Origin of the sequence: Methylobacterium sp. HMF5984 (genome assembly GCF_045033435.1) — a bacterium.
In the GTDB taxonomy this organism is placed as follows: Bacteria; Pseudomonadota; Alphaproteobacteria; order Rhizobiales; family Beijerinckiaceae; genus Methylobacterium.
In genome coordinates this window covers 5,337,274-5,358,380 of record NZ_JBJFLN010000001.1, presented here as the reverse complement: position 1 = coordinate 5,358,380, position 21,107 = coordinate 5,337,274, and the positions used below count along the sequence as shown (strand labels likewise).

The following is a 21,107-nucleotide window of genomic DNA, read 5'->3' as shown; positions in this document are numbered from 1 at the left end:
GACCCGAGGCATCGATTCCATGAACGACCCGATATCCGCGACCCAGGTCACGATCGAGCACGTGACGCTGCGCTCCCCCAAGTCCTTCGAGGCGGTGCGGTCCGCCCTGGAGGCGTCGGTGCCGCGCCTCGACCACGCCTATGCCGAGCTGCTGCTGGACGGGCAGGTGGACGCGGCGCGCGACCTCCTCGAGCGCCAGGCGCCGCTCTCGATCTTCGGCGCCCGCGACCATGGCGGGCTGCTCCGCACCGCCGGGCTCGTGCGCAAGGCCGTCCAGTACGACATCGGCAACCCGCTGACGGCCGCGCGGATGACCCGGCACGTCCTTTCGGCCGCCCTGTACGCGCCGGTCCGGGTGCTCCTGCGCGAGGATGCCGAGGGCCGCGTCGCGTTCGAGTACGACCGCCCGGCCACCACCTTCGGCCAGTTCGGCAACCCCGAGGTCGACGGCGTCGCGCGCGACCTGGACGAGCAGCTCCGCTGCGTCCTCGCCGCGGCGGCCGCCTGATCTCGCCGGACGGGCACGGCGGCCGGCGCGGCCGGATCCTCGCCATCCGGCCGCCCCCGAGGGAGCGGCCGATCGCGGCCCGTGGGCCGACCCATCCGATCGCGCCCGGGTCCGCCGCGGAAGCGTCGCGGCGCGCCTCCGGCCGCCCGTTCCCTCACAACCCCAGCGCGCCGCCGTCCGAGCGCGGGTCGTGCGTCGCCTCGATCCGCCCGTTCCTGGCGTGGCGCACCAGCATGCCGGCGTGGCCGAGCGAGTCGATGTAGGCGCCGCCGAGCTCCTCGATCCGGTGGCCCATGCGCTCGAGGGCGCGGATGCAGGCCGGGTCGAAGCGGTCCTCGACCTTCACCGTCAGCGATTCCGCGCCCCAGGTGCGGCCGTAGAGCAGGCGCGGGGCGTCGACCGCGTCGGCGGGGCTGCGGCCGTAATCGGCGTAGCGGGTGAAGATCTGCGCCTGGAACTGCGGCTGGCCGTCGCCGCCCATCGAGCCGTAGGCCATCACCCGGCCGTCGTCGAAGCAGGCGAGCGCCGGGATCAGGGTGTGGAACGGGCGCCGTCCCGGCTCCAGCGGGTTCACGGCGTCGGCGTCGAGCGAGAACGACGTGCCGCGGTTCTGCCAGTGGATGCCGGTCTTCGGCAGCACGCAGCCCGAGCCGTATTCCCAGTAGATCGACTGGATGTAGGACACGGCCAGGCCGTCGGCATCGATCGCGCCCATCCACACGGTGTCGCCCTCGCCAGGGTTCCGCAGCGGGATCGCGGCGGCGCGCGCCATGTCCACCTGCGCCGCCTCGCGGGCGAGGCTTTCGGGCGTGAGGTAGGTCGCCGGGTCCGAGGTCAGGCGGTCGTGGTCGGTCACCACCCGGTCGCGGATCGCGAAGGCGCGCTTCGTCGCCTCGATCAGCCCGTGGTAATGCGCCGTGGTCTCCGCCTGGCGGATGTCGAGGCGGTCGACGATGCCGAGGATCAGCAGCGCCGCCAGGCCCTGCGTCGGCGGCGGGAAGTTGTAGAGCGTCGCGTCGCGGCGGCGGATCGAGAGCGGCGCGCGCTCGCGCGGCTGGTAGGCCTTCAGGTCGGCCCGCGTCACCGGCGCGCCGAGGCGCTCGAGGTCGGCGGCGATCTCGCGGCCGACGTCGCCGCGGTAGAAGTCGTCGAGCCCGGCATGGGCGAGCTGCTCCAGGGTCGCGGCCAGCGCCGGCAACCTCCGCACGTCGCCCACCGGCCACGGCTTGCCCGCCTTGAGGAACGTCGCGGAAAAGTTCGGGGCGTCGTGGAGGGTGTCGAGCTCCTTCGGCACGTAGCGCCCCTCCGAGGGCGAGACCGGGCAGCCCTCGCGGGCGTGGCGGATCGCGTCGGCGAGCAGCGTCTCCAGCGGCAGCCTGCCGCCGAGCGCCCGCGACAGCTCCAGCGCCAGCCGCCAGCCGCCGACGGCGCCCGCGACCGTGACGCAGGCGTCGGAGCCGCGGGACGGGATGGCGTCGAGCTCGCGCTCACGGTAGCGCGCCCGGGTGGCGAGCGCGCCGGCCGGCCCGCAGGCCTCGATGCCGCGCACCCGGCCGCCCTTCTCGCGCACCAGCCAGAACCCGTCGCCGCCGATGCCGTTCATGTGCGGGTAGACCACGGCGATCGTCGCGGCCATCGCGGTCATCGCCTCGATCGCGTTGCCGCCCTGCGCCAGCACGGTCTGCCCGGCCTGCGCGGCGCGGTGGTGCGGGGCGGCGACGGCGCCGTGGGAGAAGACGGGTGTCTCGGGCATGGTCTCGCTCACGGCTGGCGACGGATCGGCCGGCTGTACGAAAACCGTGCCGCGGGCGCAAAGCCGCGGGTCTCGACGAAGGGATCGCGCGAAGCGCCGACGCGGCCCCCGCTCCCGTCTGGGAGAGGTCGGGGTGCGACCTGTCCGGAAAGACCTGTCCCCCTCACCGTGTCCCTCTCCCGCATCCAAGTCGGGTCTCTCCGACTTGGCCACACGACGAGCAGGTTTGGGCACACGACGTGCAGATCTCGGGCAAGCCCCAGATCTGTGAGAGCGAGGAGATCCGCGCTTCACCGGCCCTCCGAAGCATCCCTTCGGCCCGGAACCCGGCTGGTGTGCTTAACCTGCACGGGACAGCCCCGTTCGGTGGGGCTAGGATCGGGCCACGAAGGCTTCAGGGTTCAGTCGTGTCGCGTCCAGCCCCCCTTCCGCGCAGCCGCCTGCTCCCTTGCCTCGCCGCCGCGATGCTCGGCCTCCCGACGCTTGCGCAAGCGCAGCAGGCATCGCCGGCGCCCCCGGTCATTCCGGTGATCCGCGAAGGCGCCGGCGGCGACGTGCGGACCTCGGTGGCGCAGCCCGAGACCACGAGCCAGACCTCGGGCGGCTATGCCCGCTCGGTCGAGCCCTATCTCGGGCCGCTCGGCGATCCGTTCGGCCTGCGCCCGGTCCTGAAGGAGCGGGGCATCCAGTACAGCCTCACCTACATCACCGACGTGCTCGGCAACCCGACCGGCGGGATGCGGCAGGGGGCGGTGGTCGAGGACCGGCTGAACCTGCGGCTCTACCTCGACCTCGACAAGCTCGCCGGCTGGCAGGGCGCGAGCGTGCACGCCAACGCCTACTTCATCCACGGCACCGGCCTGTCGCGCTACTACGTCGGCAACCTGCTCGACGTCAGCGTGATCGGGGCGCTGCCCGCGACCCGGCTCTACGTGCTGTGGTTCGACCAGCAGTTCCTCGACGGCAAGCTCGGCCTGCGCATCGGCCAGCAGGCCGCCGACACCGAGTTCTTCGTCAGCCAGACCGCGACGCTGTTCGTGAACTCGAGCTTCGGCTGGCCGGCGATCACCAGCGCCAACCTGCCTTCCGGCGGCCCGGCCTATCCCGTGGCGGCGCCGGCCATCCGCGCAAAGTTCGAGCCCGGCGGCGGCCTGTCGTTCCAGGCCGGGATCTACGACGGCGATCCGGCCGGCGCCAACCGCCCCGGCGACGACGCGGAGGAGCAGCGCCTCAACCGCACCGGCACGAACTTCCGCACGAACGACCCGGCCCTGATCGTGGCCGAGGCGGCCTATTCCTACAACACCGAGAAGGGCTCGACGGCGCTGCCGGGCACGGTGACGTTCGGCGGCTGGCAGCATTTCGGCCGCTTCGACGACCTGCGCCGCGACACGCTCGGCCTGTCCCTCGCCGACCCGGCCTCGTCCGGCGTGCCGCGCCAGCGCCGGGGCAATGCCGGCCTCTACGCGATGATCGACCAGAGCCTGCTGATCGAGCCCGAGAAGGACGACGAGGGCCTGTCGGTGTTCGTGCGCGCCTCGCTCTCGCCGACGCGCTCCAGCCTGATCTCGGCCTACGTCGATGCCGGCCTGGCCTACAAGGGCCTGATCCCGGGGCGCGACGACGACACGATCGGCGCCGGCATCGCCTATGCCCGCTACGCCGACGACGCGCGCCGGGCCGACACCGACACCATCCTGTTCACCGGCACCGCGATCCCGCGGCGGCGGGCCGAGACCGCGCTGGAGGCGACCTACCAGGCGCTGGTGGTGCCGGGCTTCACCGTGCAGCCGGACGTGCAGTACATCATCCGCCCGAGCGGCGGCGTCGCCGACGCGGACGGGCGCCGGCTGAAGAACGCCACCGTGCTCGGGGTGCGGGCGACCGTGCAGTATTGAGCCCGGGCGGCGCGCCGGCCCGCGGCCGCGAGGCCTGCGGGTCAGCCCGGGCCGTCCTCGTCCGGGACGGTGTCGCCGAACGGCACCGTGAGCACGCGCTCGCCGGCCTCGTCGGCGATCTCGAAGCTGCACACCATCCAGTCGCGGATCAGCGTCAGGCGGTCCTGCGCGATCATCCGGCGGGCGACGGCGAGCGCCCGCGCGCGGGCGGCCTCCACGTCGGCGAGCTCGTCGCCCTCCTCGTCGATCGCCAGCCCCGCCGGGCCTTCGCGGTGCCGGACATGGAAGAAGTACCGCGGCATCACAGGCTCCCGATCAACCGGGCGTACTCGCGCTCGGGCAGGCCGTAGCCGTCGTCCACGACCGCCTCCAGCCCTTCGCGGCTCAGGATCGTGATGCGGCCGCGCCGCGCGCGGATCAGGCCGTGCCCCTCCAGGGCCTGGACCGCCAGGGTCGTGCTGCTGCGCTGCGCGCCCAGCATCAGGGACAGGAACTCGTGGGTGAGCACGAGGTCGTCGCCCTCCAGCCGATCGTGGCACATCAGCAGCCAGCGGGCGAGGCGCACGTCGATGTTGTAGGCCGCGTTGACGAAGGCGGTCTGCGCCGTCTGCAGCATCAGGATCTGGACGAAGCGCAGCAGCAGCCCGCGCAGGGTCGGGCTCTCGTCGACCGCGGCCAGCAGGTCCGCGGTGGCGATGGACAGCATCCCGCCCGGGCTCTGGACGAAGTGGTGGAACGGCGACCGGTCGACGGCGAGCAGCACCGGCGCGGCCCCGACCAGGCCCTCCCGCCCGATCACGCCGATCTCGACCCTGCCGGCGGCCCCGCTGACGATCGAGGCAAGGCTGTCCTCGGGGAAGTACAGCGTCCGGATCGGCTCGTCGGGCGCGATCAGGGTCTGTCGCAGCTCGGTCGCGACCGGCTGCAGGGCCGGCTGGAGCAACGCGAAGTCGGCGGGCGAGAGCGCCCTCAGCAAGCGGTTGCGGACGCTGGATCGCTGCGGTGCCGGCATCGCTCGGTCCCGATCGGGCAAGAGCACACGCTGTCTCCCAGGCGCCCGCGCCTCGTCTCCCCGGCAGGCGATGGGCCAGATGAGCGCTCGCCCGCGGCGAGGTCAATCGAAAAGTTTCGCGCCTCGATGTTTGTATGATTGCAGACAGACCCAAGTGTTGGCTATCATACTGAAGCTCCCGTGCCTCTTCCGGGCGGCATTCGCGTATGTCTAGAATTCGAAACCTTGCTCTCTGCGCTGCTCGAAGGGGCGGCCGCCTTCGCGTCCGGAGATCCGAATGAAAGACGTGGCCCAGCAACCGGCGGTGCTGGTCGCCGAAGCCGACGCGATCGTCGCCATGGATTTGAGCGACGCCCTGGAGGGGGCGGGCTACCGGGTGATCGGGCCGTTCGCGACGGCGGCCGAGGCGCTGCTGTCACTGGAGCGGGAGGCGCCGAGCGTGGCGGTCGTCGACCTGGTGCTCAAGGAAGGACCCTCCGACGCCCTGATCGCGCGGCTGCGCCAGTGCCGGCTGCCCTTCCTCGTCCATTCCGGCCTCGAGCGCGACGACCCCGCCGCCCGCGACGTCCGGGACGAGCCCTGGCTGCGCAAGCCGGCGCTGCCCTGGGACGTGGTGGCCCTGCTCGACGCGCTGACCCTCGACGAGCCGGCCATCGACCAGCCCGCCCTCGACGAGCCGGCTTTGGCCGCCGCCGGATCGGCGCCGGCGCATGAGGGGGCGGTCCATGCGCCCCCGACCCACGTCGAGCCCGTCGGCCGCGCGCCCGCCGGCGATGCGCCGACCGCACCGGTCCGGCGGCTTCGGGCGGCGAGGGGCCGCAACCCGCTCGTGCGCAAGCTCGAGGGCTTCGCGGCCCTGTCGGAGGCCGACGAGGCGCTGCTGGAGCGGATCAGCGCCCCGTCGCGGATCGTCCCGTCGCAGACCGACCTCGCCCGCGAGGGCGACGCGCCGCAGGGCGTGTTCCTGATCCTGGAGGGCATCGCCTGCCGCCACAAGGTGCGCGCCACCGGCACCCGCCAGATCACCGCCTACCTGGTCCCGGGCGACCTCTGCGACCTCGACGTGGCGTTGCTGGACGCGATGGACCACTCGATCACCACGCTGTCGGCCTGCCGCGTGGTGCTGATCCCGCCGAGGACGGTGGTCGAGGTGATGGAGAGCCATCCCCGGATCGCCCGTGCGCTCCGGATGACCACGCTGGTGGACGAGGCGACGCTGCGCGAATGGCTGGTGAACGTCGGCTGCCGCTCGGCCCTGGAGCGGCTCGCGCACCTGTTCTGCGAGCTTCGCATCCGGCTGCAGGTGGTGGGGCTGGCCGAGGACGACAGCTACGACCTGCCGCTCACGCAGCTGGATCTCGCCGACACCACCGGCCTGTCGAACGTGCACCTCAACCGCACGCTGCAGGAGCTGCGCCGGTCCGGGCTCATCGAGTTCCGCGGCAAGCGGGTGCGGATCCTCGACCTGCCCCGGCTGAGGGCGCTGGCCGAATTCAAGCCCAACTACCTCCATCTCGGCGAGCGGGCCGCCGCATGAGCCTGTTCCTGCAGCCCGTGCAGGTCGCCACGGGAAGCGACGACCACGAGAGCCGGCTCGTCTTCTCCGACGGCTTCCTCGTCGCCGTGCTGGTGCGCCTGTCCGACCAGCACGAGGACGGGGCGGGCCGCTGGTTCCTGGAGGCCGGCTTCGGGCCGCTCGACGACCCGCGGGCCCCCGTCTTCGTCGACCTCGACGCGGCACAGGCCTGGATCCGCGACCGGCTCGGCAAATCCTGAGCTGGGCAAGTCCTGAACTGGGCAAGTCCTGAGCTGGGCAAGTCCTGGGTTCGGCAAATCCCGAGCTTGCTCCGCCGGGGCGTGCGCCGCGCCGCCCGCAGCGCCCTATCTCCGATCCATGATCATCTTCGATTGGGTCGTCGGCGTCCTGTTCGGCGCGGTGCTTCTGGCTGCTTTCGCGCGGCGGATCGGGGCGCCGTATCCGGCCTTCCTGGCGCTCGGCGGCGTCGGGCTGGCCTTCGTGCCGGGCGTGCCGAACCTCGAGCTCGACCCCGAGCTGGCGCTGGCGCTGTTCCTCGCCCCCGTGCTGATGGATGCCGGCTACGCCACCTCGCTGCGCGACCTGCGGGTGAACTGGCGCCCGATCGCTGGCCTCGCCTTCGGCGCGGTGGCGGTGACGACGATCGCCGTCGCCGTCGTCGCCAAGCTGCTGGTGCCGGGCATGCCGCTCGCCGCCTGCATCGTGCTCGGCGCGATCGTCGCGCCGCCCGACGCGGTGGCCGCGCTCTCGGTGCTGCGCCACGTCTCGCTGCCGCACCGCCTCACCACCATCCTGCGCGGCGAGAGCCTGCTCAACGATGCCGGCTCGCTGCTGATCTACCGGCTCGGCGTCGCGGCCGCCGCGAGCGGCGCCTTCCACGCCTCCGAGGTCGGCCCGACCTTCCTCGTCGGCGTGGTCGCGAGCCTGGTCGTCGGGCCGCTCGCGGGGTTCGCCTTCGTCGCCGGGATGCGGCGGGTGCAAGATGCGGCCAGCACCATCGTGCTGCAGTTCGTGGCCGCCTTCGGCATCTGGATCGCGGCCGAGCGCCTGGAGATGTCGGGGGTGCTGACGCTGGTCGCCTTCGCGATCACCGTGGCGCGCGGCACCCCCGGCATCACCGCGCCGCGCACCCGCATCATCTCCTACGCGGTCTGGAACACCGCGGTGTTCGTGCTCAACGTGCTGGCCTTCGTGCTGATCGGCATCCAGATCGGCCCGATCCTGCAGCGCCTCGCCGGCGCCGACCAGCTCGGCGCGCTCGCGCTCGCCGGCGCGGTCTTCGCCACGGTGGTGCTGGTGCGGATCGCCTGGGTGCTGCCGGCCTCCGCCCTGCCCGGCCTCGCCTTCGCCGAGCCCGGCCGCCACGCCTTCCGCGGCGCGATCGCGGTGTCGTGGGCGGGGATGCGCGGCATCCTCACCATCGCCACGGCGCTCGCCCTGCCGCAGGGCTTCCCCCAGCGCGACCTCATCGTGTTCGCCGCCTTCGGCACGGTGCTCGGCACCCTCGTGGTCCAGGGCCTGACCCTGAACCCGCTGCTCGCCCGGCTCGGCCTCGAGGACGACGACCCGGTCGGCCGCGAGGTGGGCCGCGCCCGGGCCGAAGCCTACCGCGCGGCGCTCGACAGCCTCGAGGGGGCCGAGGACGACGCCGGCACCGAGGCCCTGCGCGAGGAGCTTCGCGGCGCGCTCGCGGCGGCCGAGGACCACGACGAGGGCCGCGCCCCGGAATCGCTGCCCACCGACGGCCTGCGCCGCCGCGCCATCGGCGCCGCCCGCGACACGGTCATGCGCCTGCGCCGCGAGGGCGCGATCGGCGACGACGCCTACTTCGTGCTGGAGGAGGAGTTCGATTGGGCCGAGTTGAACGCGACGCCGAAATCGGAGACGTGAGATCGGCCAGAACGGATGGGATCACGTGCCGCCACCGTCGGGCTGTATATACCGAAATAGGCTTGCGGACGTCGGGTTTCGGTGTAGACCGGAACCATGAGGTTCGCCTTCGACGAGCCGAAGCGACAGGCGAACATCGTCAAGCACGGCTTCGATCTCGCTGCGTTCGAGGAGGCCTTCAGTTTCGACCGCTTCCTGAACATCGCCGCCAAGCCGAGCCGCACCGGACGCGCCCGCTTCAAGCTGATCGGGACGTGGCACGGCGAAACGGTCGTCGTGGCGATCGTTTCGCCGCTCGGCTCCGAGGTGATCGACGTGATCAGCGTGCGGCGTGCCGGCCGGAAGGAGCGAGCGTCCTATGAGCAAGCGTGATCCTGCCCCGAGCTACGTCCCGAACGACGCCTATACCCAGGCGGATTGGGATGCCGTGTCCGACACGCCGCCCCTGACCGATGCGGAGCTGGCGCGCGCCAGGCCCGGCGTCGAAGGGATGCCGCCCGCGATGGCCGAGGCCTTCACCAAGAGGGCCGGCCGGCCGAAGGTCGAGCGGCGCAGCGTCCCGGTCTCCCTGCGCGTGCCGGCGGAGGTGCTGGACGCCTACAAGGCGGGCGGGCCGGGCTGGCAGACGCGAATGAACGCGGCGCTCGCAGCCGGGCTGGCGACGCACACCCAACGCGACCCTCGCCCTGATCGGAATCGCGCCGTCCACGACGGGACGCAGGCGCCCTCGGCCGAGCGGCGCGCGATCAAGCGCACCGCCTGACCGCAAAGGCGAGGGACGCGCCCTAGAACATTGTCCGTGATCACCAGGTCACGGACAATGCTCTCCCTTGTTGTGATGTCGCACTGTCTTCACGCGAGCCGGCATCCACCTCGCTCGAAAAGGCTTCAGACCTGCGCGCCCACGCGCGCCTCGATCGCGTCCCACACGCTCACGGCGAGGTCCGGGCCGCCCAGGCGCTTGATCGCGCGGATGCCGGTCGGGGAGGTGACGTTGATCTCGGTCAGGTGCCCGTCGATCACGTCGATGCCGACGAGGATCAGGCCGCGGCGGCGCAGCTCCGGGCCGATCGTGGCGCAGATCTCGCGCTCCCGCTCGGTCAGGTCGGAGGGCCGGGCGGCGCCGCCGCGGACCATGTTGGAGCGGATATCGTTCAGGGCCGGCACGCGGTTGATCGCGCCCATCGGCTCGCCGTCGACCAGGATGATGCGCTTGTCGCCCTCGGTGATCTTCTCGAGGAAGCGCTGCACCACCCACGCCTCGCGGAAGGTGACCGAGAACAGGTCGAACATCGAGCCGAAGTTCGGGTCGGTCTCGGAGACGCGGAACACCGCCGCGCCGCCGTGGCCGTGCAGCGGCTTCATCGCCACGGTGCCGTGCTCGCGGCGAAAGTCCTCGATCTCCGCCTTGTCGCGGGAGATCAGCGTCGGCGGCATCAGGTCGGGGAAGTCGAGGACGAAGAGCTTTTCCGGCGCGTTGCGGACTTCGGCCGGGTTGTTCACCACCAGCGTCTGCGGGTGGATCTTCTCCAGCATGTGGGTCGCGGTGATGTAGGCCATGTCGAAGGGCGGGTCCTGGCGCATCAGCACCACGTCGGCCTCCGACAGGTCGATCCGCTCGATCTCGCCGAGCGTCGCGTGCGCGCCCTCCACGTCCTGCACGGTCAGCGCCTGCACCCGCGCGGTGACGCGGCGGCCCTGCATCGAGAGCCGGTCGGGGGTGTAGTAGATCAGCCGGTGGCCGCGCGCCTGCGCCTCGAGCAGCAGGGCGAAGGTGGTGTCGCCGGCGATGCGGATCGCCTGGATCGGGTCCATCTGGACCGCAACGGTCAAAGCCATGTCGTCGGGCTCCACTCATGACGCGGCCGGCTCCCTGGGGAATCGCCGCATCCCCCCGGACCGAGCCGGCCGCTCGTCGTCCCCATCGTCGCTTCGGGCGCGTCGCGGACGCGCCCGGACCGATCAATCCTCCGGCATCGACTTGCCGCCGGTGCGCTTGTCGTAGTCGCCGATGGCGTTGCGGCACTCGGGCGAGAGGCGCTTGCGGTTGCGCGTCATGCAGGCCTCGGCCGCCGGGCTGTTCGGGTCGACGCCCGCGCAGAGGCGGAAATAGTCGTTGGCGCAGCCGAGCTGCAGCCCCTGGTCCTCGCGCTGGGCCTGCGCCGGGCTGCCGGCGAGCGCCAGCAGGGCGAGCGGGAGGGCCGCCAGCGCCACCGGGCGGAGCATCCGGGGCAGCCTTGCGCCACGGGCGTGTCGAAACGTGTCCAGTCGCATCCAGCGTGGTCCTTGCTTGTCGGTCATGGAATCCCGGGCGGCGGGTCCGCGAGGGGCGCATCCGCGAATGGCACGGCATATCGGGCCCGACGGTCGCTAGGCAAGCGCCCTGACCGTGCGACGGTTCCGCTTCGGCCGCTCCGCCACCGCAACGCAGCATCGGCCGCGATCCCCCGGGCGACGGCGTCCGCCGGCACGGATCGGCCCGGCGCAGAAGAAGGGCCCCGCCCGGGTCGCGAGCAGGGCCCAGTCGTTGGGAGGAAACGCCCGCCATGGGCGGATCCGATCCTGCAAGGGGCAGGCCAACGGCGTGCCGGGGCCGGCACGCGCCGCGCGATGAGGCCCCGCGCGCCGTTCTTGCGAGCGCGCCTCCGGGAAACGATGCGTTAACCATGGCGTGCTGATCTGCCGGCCATCGACACGCCGTCGCCCTTGCCGACGCCCCGCCCCGGGGCCCGGGCGCGATGCCCGGATCAGCCGACAGGTGCCCCCCATGACCGTCTCCCGACCCGCCGCCCTCCGATCCGACCCGCCGGCCGTCGACGACGTCGCGCCGCGCGTGCCGGCCGGCCGCGTGGTGCCGTTCCCCGCCGCGCCCCGGCCCCCCCGGCGTCCCGAGGCCGGCGAGCGCCGCGGCGAGATCCTGCTGTTCCTCGGCGTGCGCTACGAGCGCCTCGCCTCCTGATCCGGCCCCCGGCGGGCGACCCGCCGGCCCGACGATCCCCGCGTCCCACCCCATCGACACCCGAACGAGGCGGACCATGCCAAGTCAGGGCCGGCCGAGTCAGCCCCGGCCGAGTCAGGCCCGGCGCGTGCCGATTCCGATCGCCGGCGCCCGGCGCCGCGCGAGCCCGGTCGCGACCTGCGCGCTCACCGCCGCGCTCCTCACCGCGCTGCTGGCCGCCTGCGCCCAGGAGGGCGATTTCGGCCGCCCGAAGGCCGGCGCCTGGAACAGCCTGGTCGAGACCACCGGGACGCTGGCCGCCCGCGAGCGCGAGGAGCCGGCCTCCGCCTTCCCGCTGACCGACGAGGAGCAGACGCTGCGCGCGCGCGCCTGGCGCTTCCTGATGCCGGCGGCCCCCGAGGCCGCGTTCGTCGACGTGCTCGCCAACCTCACCCGCGCCCGCGTGCTGCCGCCCTCGTGGCGCCCGGGGGACGTCGCCGCCTATCACGACGCCCTCGTCGCAGAGCCCGCCCGCTCGCCGGTCTCGCGCTACCGCCGGCTGTCCGAGGACGCGACCGCCGACGCCCGGCTGATCCCGCCCTTCGTCGCGATCGCCGCGCGGGTGATCGACGCCGACGCCCTGCGGCTGCGCAGCCTTCCCTTCGCCAGGGCGCTCGACGATGTCGACGTGCGCAACGCCGCCATGCGGGTGGCCGAGAACCGATGCCTGATCGCCTGGGTCCGGCTCGAACTGGCCGAGCGCACCGCGCGCTACCGCTACGCGGTCGAGCACCTCGTCGTCGCGCTGCCCGGCCCGGAGGCCGTGGGGGCGGAGCGCAGCATCGGCGTGCTCGCCGCCCGCCGCGCGCTGCTCGACCCGCTGCTCCCGCGCGAGGCCGCCTTCCGCTGCGGCCTCGTGCCCGGTGAGGATGGGGCCGCGGCGTTGCCGCCGGTGCGCCCGCTGGTCGTGAAGGACTGAAAGGCGGCACGCGACGCCACGTTCCGTTGTAAGATCGTTTCGTCCTCTATAAAGAACGCCTCGGCGGGGCCGTCGGATCGCACCGCGGACCGATTCCCGGGAGGAGGGGAAGCGATGACCGAACCGAAAGCAGCGCGCACGATCGCGGCCACCAACGGCGTGGCCGAGGACACCGCGTACGGCGCCGTCATCGCCCCGATCCATCTCTCGACGACATACAAGTTCCCGGCCTTCGAGAAGCCGGGGCCGTACGACTACTCGCGTCTGGGCAACCCGACGCGCGACCAGCTCGCCGACACCATCGCCAAGCTCGAGGGCGGCGCCCGCGCGGTCGTGGTGTCGAGCGGCATGGCGGCCCTCGACCTGGCGCTGTCGAGCCTGCGGCCGGGCGACCTCCTGATCGCCCCGCACGATTGCTACGGCGGCACGCACCGCCTGCTCAGCCTGCGCAGCGCGCGCGGGCACTACACGGTTGCCTTCGTCGACCAGAACGACCCGGCGGCTTTGGCCGCGGCCTTCGCGAGAAGGCCCAAGGTCGTGCTGATCGAGACGCCGAGCAACCCGCTGATGCGCGTCGTCGACGTCCGCCGCGTCACCGGGCTCGCCCGCGAGGCCGGCGCGCTCTCGGTGGTCGACAACACCTTCCTGTCGCCGGCCCTGCAGCGGCCCCTGGCGCTCGGGGCCGACCTCGTCGTGCACGCGACGACCAAGTTCCTCAACGGGCATTCCGACGTGGTCGGGGGCGCGGTGGTCGCGGCCGACGCCAAGGTCGGCGACGAGCTCGCCGCCTGGGCCAACACCATCGGCGTCACCGGCTCGTCGTTCGACGCCTACCTCACGCTGCGGGGCGTGCGCACCCTGTTCGTGCGGATCGAGCAGCAGCAGAAGACCGCCGGGCGTCTCGCCGCGTTCCTGGCCGGCCACCCGGCCGTCGCCGCGGTGTACTATCCCGGCCTTGAGACCCATCCGGGCCACGCCCTCGCCAAGGCGCAGCAGAGCGGCTTCGGCGCCATGCTGAGCTTCGAGCTCGCGGGCGGGCGCGAGGCGGTGCGGCGGTTCGTGGCGGTGCTGCGGGTGTTCACGCTGGCCGAGTCCCTCGGCGGGGTCGAGAGCCTGATCTCGCACGCCGAGACCATGACCCATGCGGCGATGGATCCCGACGCGCGCGCGATCGCCGGCATCACCGGCGGGCTGCTGCGGCTGTCGATCGGGCTCGAGGCGGAGGACGACCTCCTGGCCGACCTGTCCCGCGCGCTCGACGCCCTCCCGCCCGCCTGAAGGTCCGCGCGGCGGCCGCCCGCGCCGGCTCAGCCGCCGCTGCCCGGGCGTTCCGCTTCGCCGCGCATCGCGTTGAGGACGCGGCGCCGGGCCTGGGGATCGCGGATCGAGAGCCAGAGCTGCAGCAGGGACGCCAGCTCGCCGAGCTCGCCGGCCGACTGTGCCCCGGCCTCTCGCTCTCCGGCCCCTTGCGCTCGGTCCCCTTGCGCTCCGGCCGCGAAGGCTTCCACGGGCAGCCCGAGGGCGTCGGCGATCGCTTGCAGGGAATGCACGTTGTCGTTGACCATGCCATCGGTACGAACGTACCGGTCGGAAGGTTGCTGGTTTGAATACAAAATCCATACAATTCGGCCGCGGATCGCCACACGCTTTCGTGAGGGGATCGCATCGCGGCGCAGGCGACCGTTCTCAGGCCGGCGGATCGTCGCGCAGGATCCGCATCGCGCGTCCCTCGGCCTCGTGCCGGTGGATCGGCTCGACGCGGCCGCCGAGGTGGCGGCCGAGGAAGGCTTCGGCCCGGGCGTGGAAGGCGAGGCTGTTCTCCGGCCGGGCGAAGCCGTGGCCCTCGTCGGGGAACAGCAGGTAGGTGACCGGGATGCGCTTGGCGACGAGCGCCGCGACCATCTGGTCGGATTCCGCCTGCCGCACCCGCGGATCGTTCGCGCCCTGCGCGATCAGCAGCGGCACCCGGATCCGGTCGGCGACGTGGACCGGCGAGCGCGCGCGGTCGACCGCGTAGGCCAGCGGGTCGGTGGTTCTCGTCGCCGTCCGTGTCCTGCAGGTAGAGCAGGTGGCGCCCGTCATAGGCCCATTCGTAGTCGCGGATGCCGCGGTGGCGGTCACCGGCGCGCCGGAAGCCGGGTCGCCGGCCGGCCCGACCCAGAGGTTGAGCACGCCCTCGACCGGCGCGAGCCAGGCCAGCCGCGTCCCGTCGCGGCTGATCCGGTAGGCGGTCCGCAGCGGGTTGCCGAACAGGTGCGCCCGCGGGATCAGCTCGATCATCGAGGTCGTCCTCCCGCGCCGCCGGCCCGCGGCCGTTCCGCCCGGCATTCAGACCGGAGCGCCCCGGTTCCGCAAGCCCGGCGCTCCTCAAGGGCACCCGGCGTCGGGCCGGCCGTGCACGCGGTCGAGGGCCGTGGCCAGGGCGGTGGCCAGCGCCGGCTCCAGCGTCTGCAGCTCGGCGAGGTGGGCCGTCGTCAGCTGCTGCAGCACCGCCATCGCCTTCGGCGTCAGCGTCAGCGCCATGCGGCGCCGGTCCCGGGCCTCCGCGGCCTTGGTCAGGAAGCCCTTGTCGACCATGCGCGCGACCAGCTCCGCCGCGGTCTGCGGCGCGATCAGCAGCTGCTCGGCCACGAACCCGACGGTGGGCGGCCCGTCATGCCCGGCGATCGCCAGCAGCGCCTGATGCTGCTGCGCCGGCAGGCCGACCTTGCCGGCTGCCGCCTCGCTGAAGGCGAGGAAGCGCCGCAGCTCCAGCCGGAAGCGCGCGATCGCGGCATAGGCCTCCCGCGAGAGGACGGGCCCCGCATCCGAATCCATCGGGCATCTCCGGTCAGGGGTTTAATATATCGTATTACGATATATATCGGGCGTCACCGCATCCTACAGGAGGTTCGACCGCATGCAGGCCACCCAGCCAGCCGCGCCCGCCGGGCGTCGGGCTCTCGGCGATTTCCGGACCGACCGACGCCTCGTCCGCCTCTGCGCCATGGCCGTGATCATCGGCCTCGGAAGCACGGTCGCGGCGTGGGCCCTGCTCGCGCTGATCGCCGTCGTGACGAACCTCGTCTGGTTCGGCCGGGTCGACGCGGCGGCGACCTCGCTGGCGCGGGCGACGCCGTCGCTCTGGATGGTCTGCGTGCCGCCGCTCGGCGGCCTGGTCATCGGCCTGATGGCGCGGTTCGGCTCCGAGAAGATCCGCGGCCACGGCATTCCCGAGGCGATCGAGGCGATCCTGATCGGCGGCAGCCGCATGTCGCCGAAGGTCGCCGTGCTGAAGCCGGTCTCGTCCGCGATCTCGATCGGCACCGGCGGCCCGTTCGGCGCCGAGGGGCCGATCATCATGACCGGCGGCGCCATCGGCTCGCTGTTCGCGCAGTTCTTCCACTTGAGCGCCGCCGAGCGGAAGACGCTCCTCGTCGCCGGCGCCGCCGCCGGCATGACCGCGATCTTCGGCACGCCGGTCGCCGCGGTGCTGCTCGCGGTGGAGCTGCTGCTGTTCGAGTGGCGCCCGCGCAGCTTCATCCCGGTGGTGGCCGCCGCCGTCACCGCCACGATGCTGCGGCCGGCGCTGTTCGGGTCCGGCCCGCTCTTCCCCTTCGCCGCCGACCCGGTGCTGCCGTGGTGGGGGCTCGCCGCCTGCGTCGCCGTCGGCGTCGTCGCGGGGCTGCTCTCGGGCGCGCTGACGACGCTGCTCTACGCGATCGAGGACGCGTTCGAGCACCTGCCGATCCACTGGATGTGGTGGCCGGCGCTCGGCGGCCTCGCCGTCGGCCTCGGCGGGCTGGTCGAGCCGCGCGCCCTCGGCGTCGGCTACGACGTCATCGCCGACCTGCTTGGCGGGCACATGCTGGTCCGGGCCGTCCTGCTGATCCTGCTGGTCAAGGCGGCGATCTGGCTCGTCGCGCTCTCGTCCGGCACCTCGGGCGGCGTGCTCGCGCCGCTGCTGATCCTCGGCGGGGCGATGGGCTGGCTCGTCGGGTCGGTGCTGCCGGGCGAGCCCGGGTTCTGGGCCCTGCTCGGCATGGCGGCGATGCTCGGCGGCACGATGCGGGCGCCGCTCACCGGCACGCTGTTCGCCGTCGAGCTGACTGGCGACGTCCACGCGCTGCCGGCGCTGCTGGCGGCGTCGGCGGCCGCCTACGGGGTGACGGTGCTGCTGCTCAAGCGCTCCATCCTGACGGAGAAGATCGCGCGGCGCGGCCAGCACATCACCCGCGAATACGGCATCGACCCCTACGAGCTCACCCGCGTCGCCGCGGTGATGGTGCCCGCGGTCGAGACGCTCGACGCCGGCCTGACGCTCGCCGAGGCGGTCGCGGCGGTGGAGGCGGGGCGCCACGACGCCTACCCGGTGGTGGACGGCGCGCACCGCCCCGTTGGCCTCGTCACCCGCGGCGACGCGCTGCTGTGGCGGGCGGAGGGGAACCGCGCGGGCGAGCGGCTGAGCGAGCGGGTCTCGGATGGGTCGCTGGCCGTCGTCCATCCGGGCGACGTCGCGGCGCACGCCGTCGACCTGATGCTGACGACCGGCCAGGGCCGCCTGCCGGTGACCGATGCGGAGACCGGCGCGCTGGTCGGGCTCGTCACGCGCAAGGACCTGCTGCAGGTCCGCGCCGCCGTGAACCGGTCGGAGGCCGAGCGCCGGGCCTACTTCGCGCGGAAGCGGCCGGCGCCGACGGCGTGACGTCGGCCGTTCGGCTCCACGTCAGCCGTTCGGCTTGGCGCGGCCGGCCGGCGGCGGGCTTGTCGGCGAGGGACTTGCGGGCGGCGGGCTCGCCGGCGACGCGCTGGCCGGCGCCGGGTCGGGATCCGGCTCGTCCGGGCTGTCGGTGGTGCAGGAGACCGCCTGCACCGCGTCGTTGGCGGCCTGCCGCTGGCTCGGCAGGGCGGCGATGACGCGGACCACGACGAATCCCTGGTCGCTCGGGGCGACGATGCGCACGTCGCGGCTCGGCTCGTTCTCGTCGTCGCTGGCGAGCGCCGCGTCGTACTGCGCCCGGGTCAGCACCACGAGGTCGAGGGCGCCGCGCACCGCCGCCTGGTCGGTCACCGCGTAGAAGGCGCCCTTCCGCCCGTGCACCGCCAGCGACAGCATCATCGCGCCGGTGCGGGCCGAGACCCGCATCGGGCCGTCGTCCAGGTCGTAGGCGCAGACGCCGACCGCGACCGACGGGTCGGGGATCGGCAGCCACGCCTCGGCCGGCGCCGCCTCGCCGTGGGTCGCCAGCGTGTAGACCCGCTGCGGGTGCTCCAGGCTCTCGCTGGAGCGGGCGCGGGTGAGGGCGTCGGTCTCCGACAGGGCGGGAATCGCGAGCACCGTCGCCACGTGGACGATGCCGGCGAGCGCCAGCCCGCAGGCGGTGGCGTAGATGACGCGCAGGTTCACGAGGCGCATCCCGTCCGGGTGATGGCCGGCACGGCGTCGCGGTCGAGCGTCCCGGCGCTGGCGGCCACGGGGGTGTCGTAGAGGCGCAGCGCCAGTCGAATCGGCCCGCTGGCGCGCGGGCTCGGTAGCCAGTTGCCGGGCTCGACCTCGGGGCCGAGGAGGATCGCGAAGCGCCCGTCGGCCTCGCGCAGGATCTCGGTGGCGGTGAAGCCCTCGCGCACCGGCTGGCGGCCCGGCTCGGGCGCGCCGCGGCCGGCCACCGTCAGCGTCCAGGCGCGGGCCGGCGGGGTGACGCCGGCGATGCGGTAGGTGCAGGTCGCATCGAGCGCCCGCCCGGCATCGTCGACCGCGGCGGTGAGCAGCAGACCCTCGCCGACGGCGAGCGGCACCTCGCCCCGGCGGGCGTTGACGGCGCGGGTATAGGGGTCGGCCGCGGTCGAGCCGGCCCGCGGCCACGCGGTCCAGGCCCCCACCGTGACGCCGCCGAACGGGTAGCCGCCCCGCGTCGCCCAGTCGGCGCTGGCAAGCCCGAGGCCGGCGCCGAGCGCGAGCGCGTAGAGGGCGAGCGCGGCCGGCGAGGCGCCGGAGGCGAGCTTCCGCAGACGGCCGGCGGCCGTGCCGGTGCCCCTGTCCGTGCCCCTGTCGGTGCCTTGCCGCGGGCTCGGCTCGCGCCGCGCGTCCGCGGCCTGCGGCGCGACCGCCGTCGCGGCCGGATCGATGCCCGACGCCATGGCCGTCACCGGGTCTCGAAGCGGCCGCCGACGGAGCGGGTGCCTTCGGCGACGTCGCGGGTCGTGGCGGCCGGCGCCAGGCTCGCGCCCGGGCGCGGCTCGCCGGCGGCGGGCTTGGCCTCGCCCGCATCGGGCCGGGCCCGCTCGACGGTGCGGAACAGGCCGTTGAGGCCGCCGATCACCTCGAAGCTCCGGCGCGAGAGCTTGCCGTAGCTGGTCGCGGCCGGATCGGTCGGGGCGGCGGCGGCGGCCTGGGCGGCGGCGGCGTTCGGGGCCTTGAGCCCCGGCAGGGGCTTGAGCTCGATGCCCTGGTGGGCGACCTCGAGCACGTCGTGCCAGACGGAGGCGGGGAGCGAGCCGCCGGTCATCTTGTTGGTCGAGGTGTGGTCGTCGTTGCCGAACCAGACCGCGGCGACGTAGTTGCCGGTGTAGCCGACGAACCACGCGTCGCGGTAGGCGTTCGTGGTGCCGGACTTGCCCGCGACCTTCATGCCCTCGAGCTGCGCGCGGCGGCCGGTGCCCTCCTCGACCACCTTGTTCAGCATGTAGTTCATGTCGGCCACGACCTGGGTCGAGAGCACCTGCTCGGGCTTCTCGTCGTCGTGCCGGTAGATCACCTCGCCGCTGGAGTTCTTCACCTCGGAGGCCGCGTAGGGCTTCGCCTTGCGCCCGCCGTTGGCGAACACCGCGTAGGCCGCGGCCTGGTCGATCACCGTGACCTCGGCCGAGCCGATCGGCAGCGAGACGGAATCGACCAGCGGGGTGGTGATGCCCATGCGGTGGGCCGTGTCGATGATCTTGGCGCGGCCCGCCTTCGCCGCCGGGAAGTCGCCCTTGATCCCGAGGCCCTTGCCGATGGCGATCGAGACCTTGATCGGGATCGTGTTGATCGATTTGGCCACCGCGAGCCACATCGGCTGGCGCCCGGAATAGGAGCGGCCGTAATTCTGCGGGCACCAGTTGCCGAGGCAGACGGGGCTGTCGACGACCACCGTGTCCGGCCGGAACAGGCCCGAGCTCAGCGCCGCCGCGTAGACGTAGGGCTTGAACGACGAGCCGGGCTGGCGCAGCGCGTCGGTGGCGCGGTTGAACTGGCTCTCGCCGTAATCGGCGCCGCCGACCATCGCGCGCAGGGCGCCGTCGGGATCGAGGATCACCATCGCCGCCTCGTCGACGTCGTAGGCCTCGCCGGACTTGCGCAGGATGTCGGCCACCACCTGGTCGGCGCGCTTCTGGATGCCGAGGTCGAGCGGCGTCTTCACCGTCAGCACCCGGTCGCTCTTGAACTTGCCCGCGTCGGCCATGGCCTTGATCTCGCCGAAGGCCCAGTCGAGGTAGTAGTCGGCGGTGATGTCGCGGGTGCGCGTCACCGGCGTCGCCGGGTTGCGCAGCGCCGTCTGGATCTGCCCCTCGGTGACGAAGCCGGCCTCGACCATGTTGTGCAGCACGTCGACGGCGCGCGCGCGGGCCGCCGGAAGGTTGACGCTCGGCGCGTACTTGCTCGGCGCCTTGAACAGGCCGGCCAGCATCGCGGCCTCGGCCAGGCTGATGTCCTTCAGCGGCTTGCCGAAATAGTAGTCCGCCGCCGCCACCGCGCCGAAGGTGCCGCCGCCCATGTAGGCGCGGTCGAGGTAGAGCTTCAGGATCTCGTTCTTGGTCAGGTGGCTCTCGAGCCACAGGGCCAGAAAGGCCTCGTTGATCTTGCGCTCCAGCGAGCGCTCGTTGGTGAGGAACAGGTTCTTGGCGAGCTGCTGCGTGATCGACGAGCCGCCCTGGGTGTTGCCGCCGCCGCGCGAGTTGTTGACCAGCGCCCGCATCGTGCCGATCGGGTCGATGCCCCAGTGCTCGTAGAAGCGCCGGTCCTCGGTCGAGACCAGGGCCTTGATCATGATGTCGGGGAATTCGTCGAGCTTGAGCGAGTCGTCGTGCTTGATCCCGCGCCGCCCGACCTCGGTGCCGTAGCGGTCGAGGAAGGTGACCGCGAGGTCCTGCTGCTTCAGCCAGTTGTCGCTGGTGAGGTTGAAGGCGGGCTGCGCCATCGCCAGCATCAGGATCGCAGCCCCGGTGCCGAGCGTCGTGGCTTCGCTCGTCAGGTCGAGGGCGACCCGCTTCCAGCCGCGGAAGGCGAAGACCTTCATCCGCTCCTGGAAGCGGCCGTAGGCCGCGCCGCCGGAGACGCCGCTGTCGTAGAGGCCCGCATTGACCCACGCGTCGAAGGCCAGCGACGCGTGCCTGATGCGGGTGAGGAGACGAGAGACGTTCGGCAGGCGCACGACGGGGTTCCGGCTCCTAGAGACGCCTCGACGGACCCGCGGACGACGGGGCCGTGCCCCTCTCTACCAAGCCGCGGGGCCTTTCGCGAGATGGAACGCGGCCCTCGCGGCGATGGGTCCGGCGGGCGCCCGAGAAAGGTCGCGTCAACCTTGATGCGGGATTGGGGCGGCCCCGGGGCGAGGTTGCGCGGCCGGCGCCCAT

General features: G+C 73.0%; 22 protein-coding genes. 11 read left to right on the top strand and 11 right to left on the bottom strand.

Features of this window, described 5'->3' with window-relative positions:
• The first annotated feature begins 19 nt into the window (after nt 1-19).
• Entirely contained in the window at nt 20-508 is a 489-nt protein-coding gene (locus ACFZ8E_RS26105; protein ID WP_243933716.1) for a DUF302 domain-containing protein, read from the top strand.
• 154 nt (nt 509-662) lie between these two features.
• Here ACFZ8E_RS26105 and ACFZ8E_RS26100 read toward each other — a convergent pair whose 3' ends face one another.
• Nucleotides 663-2,261 (bottom strand): gamma-glutamyltransferase family protein, encoded by a 1,599-nt coding sequence (locus tag ACFZ8E_RS26100; protein ID WP_405044266.1) that lies wholly within the window; start codon nt 2,259-2,261, stop codon nt 663-665.
• 464 nt (nt 2,262-2,725) lie between these two features.
• On the opposite strand from ACFZ8E_RS26100, the gene ACFZ8E_RS26095 reads away from it, so the two are divergent.
• On the top strand, nt 2,726-4,159 hold the full coding sequence (locus tag ACFZ8E_RS26095) for a carbohydrate porin (protein WP_243938260.1): 1,434 nt from the start codon (nt 2,726-2,728) through the stop codon (nt 4,157-4,159).
• 41 nt (nt 4,160-4,200) lie between these two features.
• Here the strand turns inward: ACFZ8E_RS26095 and ACFZ8E_RS26090 are convergent, their stop codons facing one another.
• Nucleotides 4,201-4,461 carry a DUF6894 family protein gene (locus ACFZ8E_RS26090; RefSeq protein ID WP_147728908.1) on the bottom strand — a complete coding sequence of 87 codons (261 nt, stop codon included), beginning with the start codon at nt 4,459-4,461 and terminating at the stop codon, nt 4,201-4,203.
• The gene (locus ACFZ8E_RS26085) at nt 4,461-5,171 is read right to left on the bottom strand and encodes a Crp/Fnr family transcriptional regulator (protein WP_243933713.1); all 711 of its coding nucleotides are present in this window, start codon (nt 5,169-5,171) and stop codon (nt 4,461-4,463) included. Before ACFZ8E_RS26085 ends, ACFZ8E_RS26090 begins: the two co-directional genes overlap by 1 nt.
• A 277-nt stretch (nt 5,172-5,448) precedes the next feature.
• Between ACFZ8E_RS26085 and ACFZ8E_RS26080 the strand changes: the two genes are divergently transcribed.
• From ACFZ8E_RS26080 to ACFZ8E_RS26060, 5 genes are all read left to right on the top strand, one after another.
• A complete protein-coding gene (locus ACFZ8E_RS26080) occupies nt 5,449-6,708 on the top strand; it encodes a helix-turn-helix domain-containing protein (RefSeq protein WP_147860060.1) in 1,260 nt (419 codons plus the stop codon).
• Complete coding sequence (locus tag ACFZ8E_RS26075) at nt 6,705-6,947, top strand: hypothetical protein (RefSeq protein WP_147728911.1); 243 nt, start codon at nt 6,705-6,707, stop codon at nt 6,945-6,947. Before ACFZ8E_RS26080 ends, ACFZ8E_RS26075 begins: the two co-directional genes overlap by 4 nt.
• A gap of 118 nt (nt 6,948-7,065) precedes the next feature.
• Nucleotides 7,066-8,598 (top strand): sodium:proton antiporter, encoded by a 1,533-nt coding sequence (locus tag ACFZ8E_RS26070; protein ID WP_147860059.1) that lies wholly within the window; start codon nt 7,066-7,068, stop codon nt 8,596-8,598.
• A 96-nt stretch (nt 8,599-8,694) separates the two neighbouring features.
• Nucleotides 8,695-8,970: a BrnT family toxin gene (locus ACFZ8E_RS26065; RefSeq protein ID WP_147842842.1), complete on the top strand. Its 276-nt coding sequence runs from the start codon at nt 8,695-8,697 to the stop codon at nt 8,968-8,970.
• The gene (locus ACFZ8E_RS26060; protein WP_147842843.1) at nt 8,957-9,361 is read left to right on the top strand and encodes a BrnA antitoxin family protein; all 405 of its coding nucleotides are present in this window, start codon (nt 8,957-8,959) and stop codon (nt 9,359-9,361) included. The genes ACFZ8E_RS26065 and ACFZ8E_RS26060 overlap by 14 nt, the downstream gene beginning before the upstream one ends.
• A 125-nt stretch (nt 9,362-9,486) precedes the next feature.
• Here ACFZ8E_RS26060 and gshB read toward each other — a convergent pair whose 3' ends face one another.
• Both gshB and ACFZ8E_RS26050 read right to left on the bottom strand, forming a co-directional pair.
• Nucleotides 9,487-10,437 carry a glutathione synthase gene (gene gshB / locus ACFZ8E_RS26055; protein ID WP_243938243.1) on the bottom strand — a complete coding sequence of 317 codons (951 nt, stop codon included), beginning with the start codon at nt 10,435-10,437 and terminating at the stop codon, nt 9,487-9,489.
• Between the two features lie 123 nt (nt 10,438-10,560).
• The gene (locus ACFZ8E_RS26050) at nt 10,561-10,824 is read right to left on the bottom strand and encodes a hypothetical protein (protein WP_147729324.1); all 264 of its coding nucleotides are present in this window, start codon (nt 10,822-10,824) and stop codon (nt 10,561-10,563) included.
• Between the two features lie 541 nt (nt 10,825-11,365).
• Between ACFZ8E_RS26050 and ACFZ8E_RS26045 the strand changes: the two genes are divergently transcribed.
• From ACFZ8E_RS26045 to metB, 3 genes are all read left to right on the top strand, one after another.
• A complete protein-coding gene (locus ACFZ8E_RS26045) occupies nt 11,366-11,557 on the top strand; it encodes a hypothetical protein (RefSeq protein WP_243933708.1) in 192 nt (63 codons plus the stop codon).
• A 133-nt stretch (nt 11,558-11,690) separates the two neighbouring features.
• Nucleotides 11,691-12,515, top strand: coding sequence for a hypothetical protein (locus ACFZ8E_RS26040; RefSeq protein ID WP_405044454.1), 825 nt, complete (start codon nt 11,691-11,693; stop codon nt 12,513-12,515).
• A gap of 114 nt (nt 12,516-12,629) precedes the next feature.
• Entirely contained in the window at nt 12,630-13,793 is a 1,164-nt protein-coding gene (metB, locus tag ACFZ8E_RS26035) for a cystathionine gamma-synthase (protein ID WP_405044265.1), read from the top strand.
• 29 nt (nt 13,794-13,822) lie between these two features.
• Here the strand turns inward: metB and ACFZ8E_RS26030 are convergent, their stop codons facing one another.
• The 3 genes from ACFZ8E_RS26030 to ACFZ8E_RS26020 form a co-directional block, all read right to left on the bottom strand.
• Nucleotides 13,823-14,080: a hypothetical protein gene (locus ACFZ8E_RS26030; protein WP_243945523.1), complete on the bottom strand. Its 258-nt coding sequence runs from the start codon at nt 14,078-14,080 to the stop codon at nt 13,823-13,825.
• Nucleotides 14,081-14,201: 121 nt separating this feature from the next.
• Nucleotides 14,202-14,795 carry an alpha/beta hydrolase family protein gene (locus ACFZ8E_RS26025; protein WP_405044264.1) on the bottom strand — a complete coding sequence of 198 codons (594 nt, stop codon included), beginning with the start codon at nt 14,793-14,795 and terminating at the stop codon, nt 14,202-14,204.
• A gap of 87 nt (nt 14,796-14,882) precedes the next feature.
• Nucleotides 14,883-15,332, bottom strand: coding sequence for a MarR family winged helix-turn-helix transcriptional regulator (locus ACFZ8E_RS26020; RefSeq protein ID WP_147729017.1), 450 nt, complete (start codon nt 15,330-15,332; stop codon nt 14,883-14,885).
• Nucleotides 15,333-15,414: 82 nt separating this feature from the next.
• Here ACFZ8E_RS26020 and ACFZ8E_RS26015 point away from each other — a divergent pair, with 82 nt between their 5' ends.
• Nucleotides 15,415-17,199 (top strand): chloride channel protein, encoded by a 1,785-nt coding sequence (locus ACFZ8E_RS26015; RefSeq protein ID WP_405044263.1) that lies wholly within the window; start codon nt 15,415-15,417, stop codon nt 17,197-17,199.
• A 21-nt stretch (nt 17,200-17,220) separates the two neighbouring features.
• Here ACFZ8E_RS26015 and ACFZ8E_RS26010 read toward each other — a convergent pair whose 3' ends face one another.
• From ACFZ8E_RS26010 to ACFZ8E_RS26000, 3 genes are read right to left on the bottom strand one after another with little or no spacing between them, the layout of a single operon-like run.
• Nucleotides 17,221-17,910 (bottom strand): hypothetical protein, encoded by a 690-nt coding sequence (locus ACFZ8E_RS26010; RefSeq protein ID WP_243938232.1) that lies wholly within the window; start codon nt 17,908-17,910, stop codon nt 17,221-17,223.
• A complete protein-coding gene (locus ACFZ8E_RS26005; RefSeq protein ID WP_147859939.1) occupies nt 17,898-18,632 on the bottom strand; it encodes a DUF1214 domain-containing protein in 735 nt (244 codons plus the stop codon). The genes ACFZ8E_RS26010 and ACFZ8E_RS26005 overlap by 13 nt, the downstream gene beginning before the upstream one ends.
• 5 nt (nt 18,633-18,637) lie before the next feature.
• Nucleotides 18,638-20,905: a transglycosylase domain-containing protein gene (locus ACFZ8E_RS26000; protein WP_405044262.1), complete on the bottom strand. Its 2,268-nt coding sequence runs from the start codon at nt 20,903-20,905 to the stop codon at nt 18,638-18,640.
• Nucleotides 20,906-21,107: the final 202 nt, after the last annotated feature.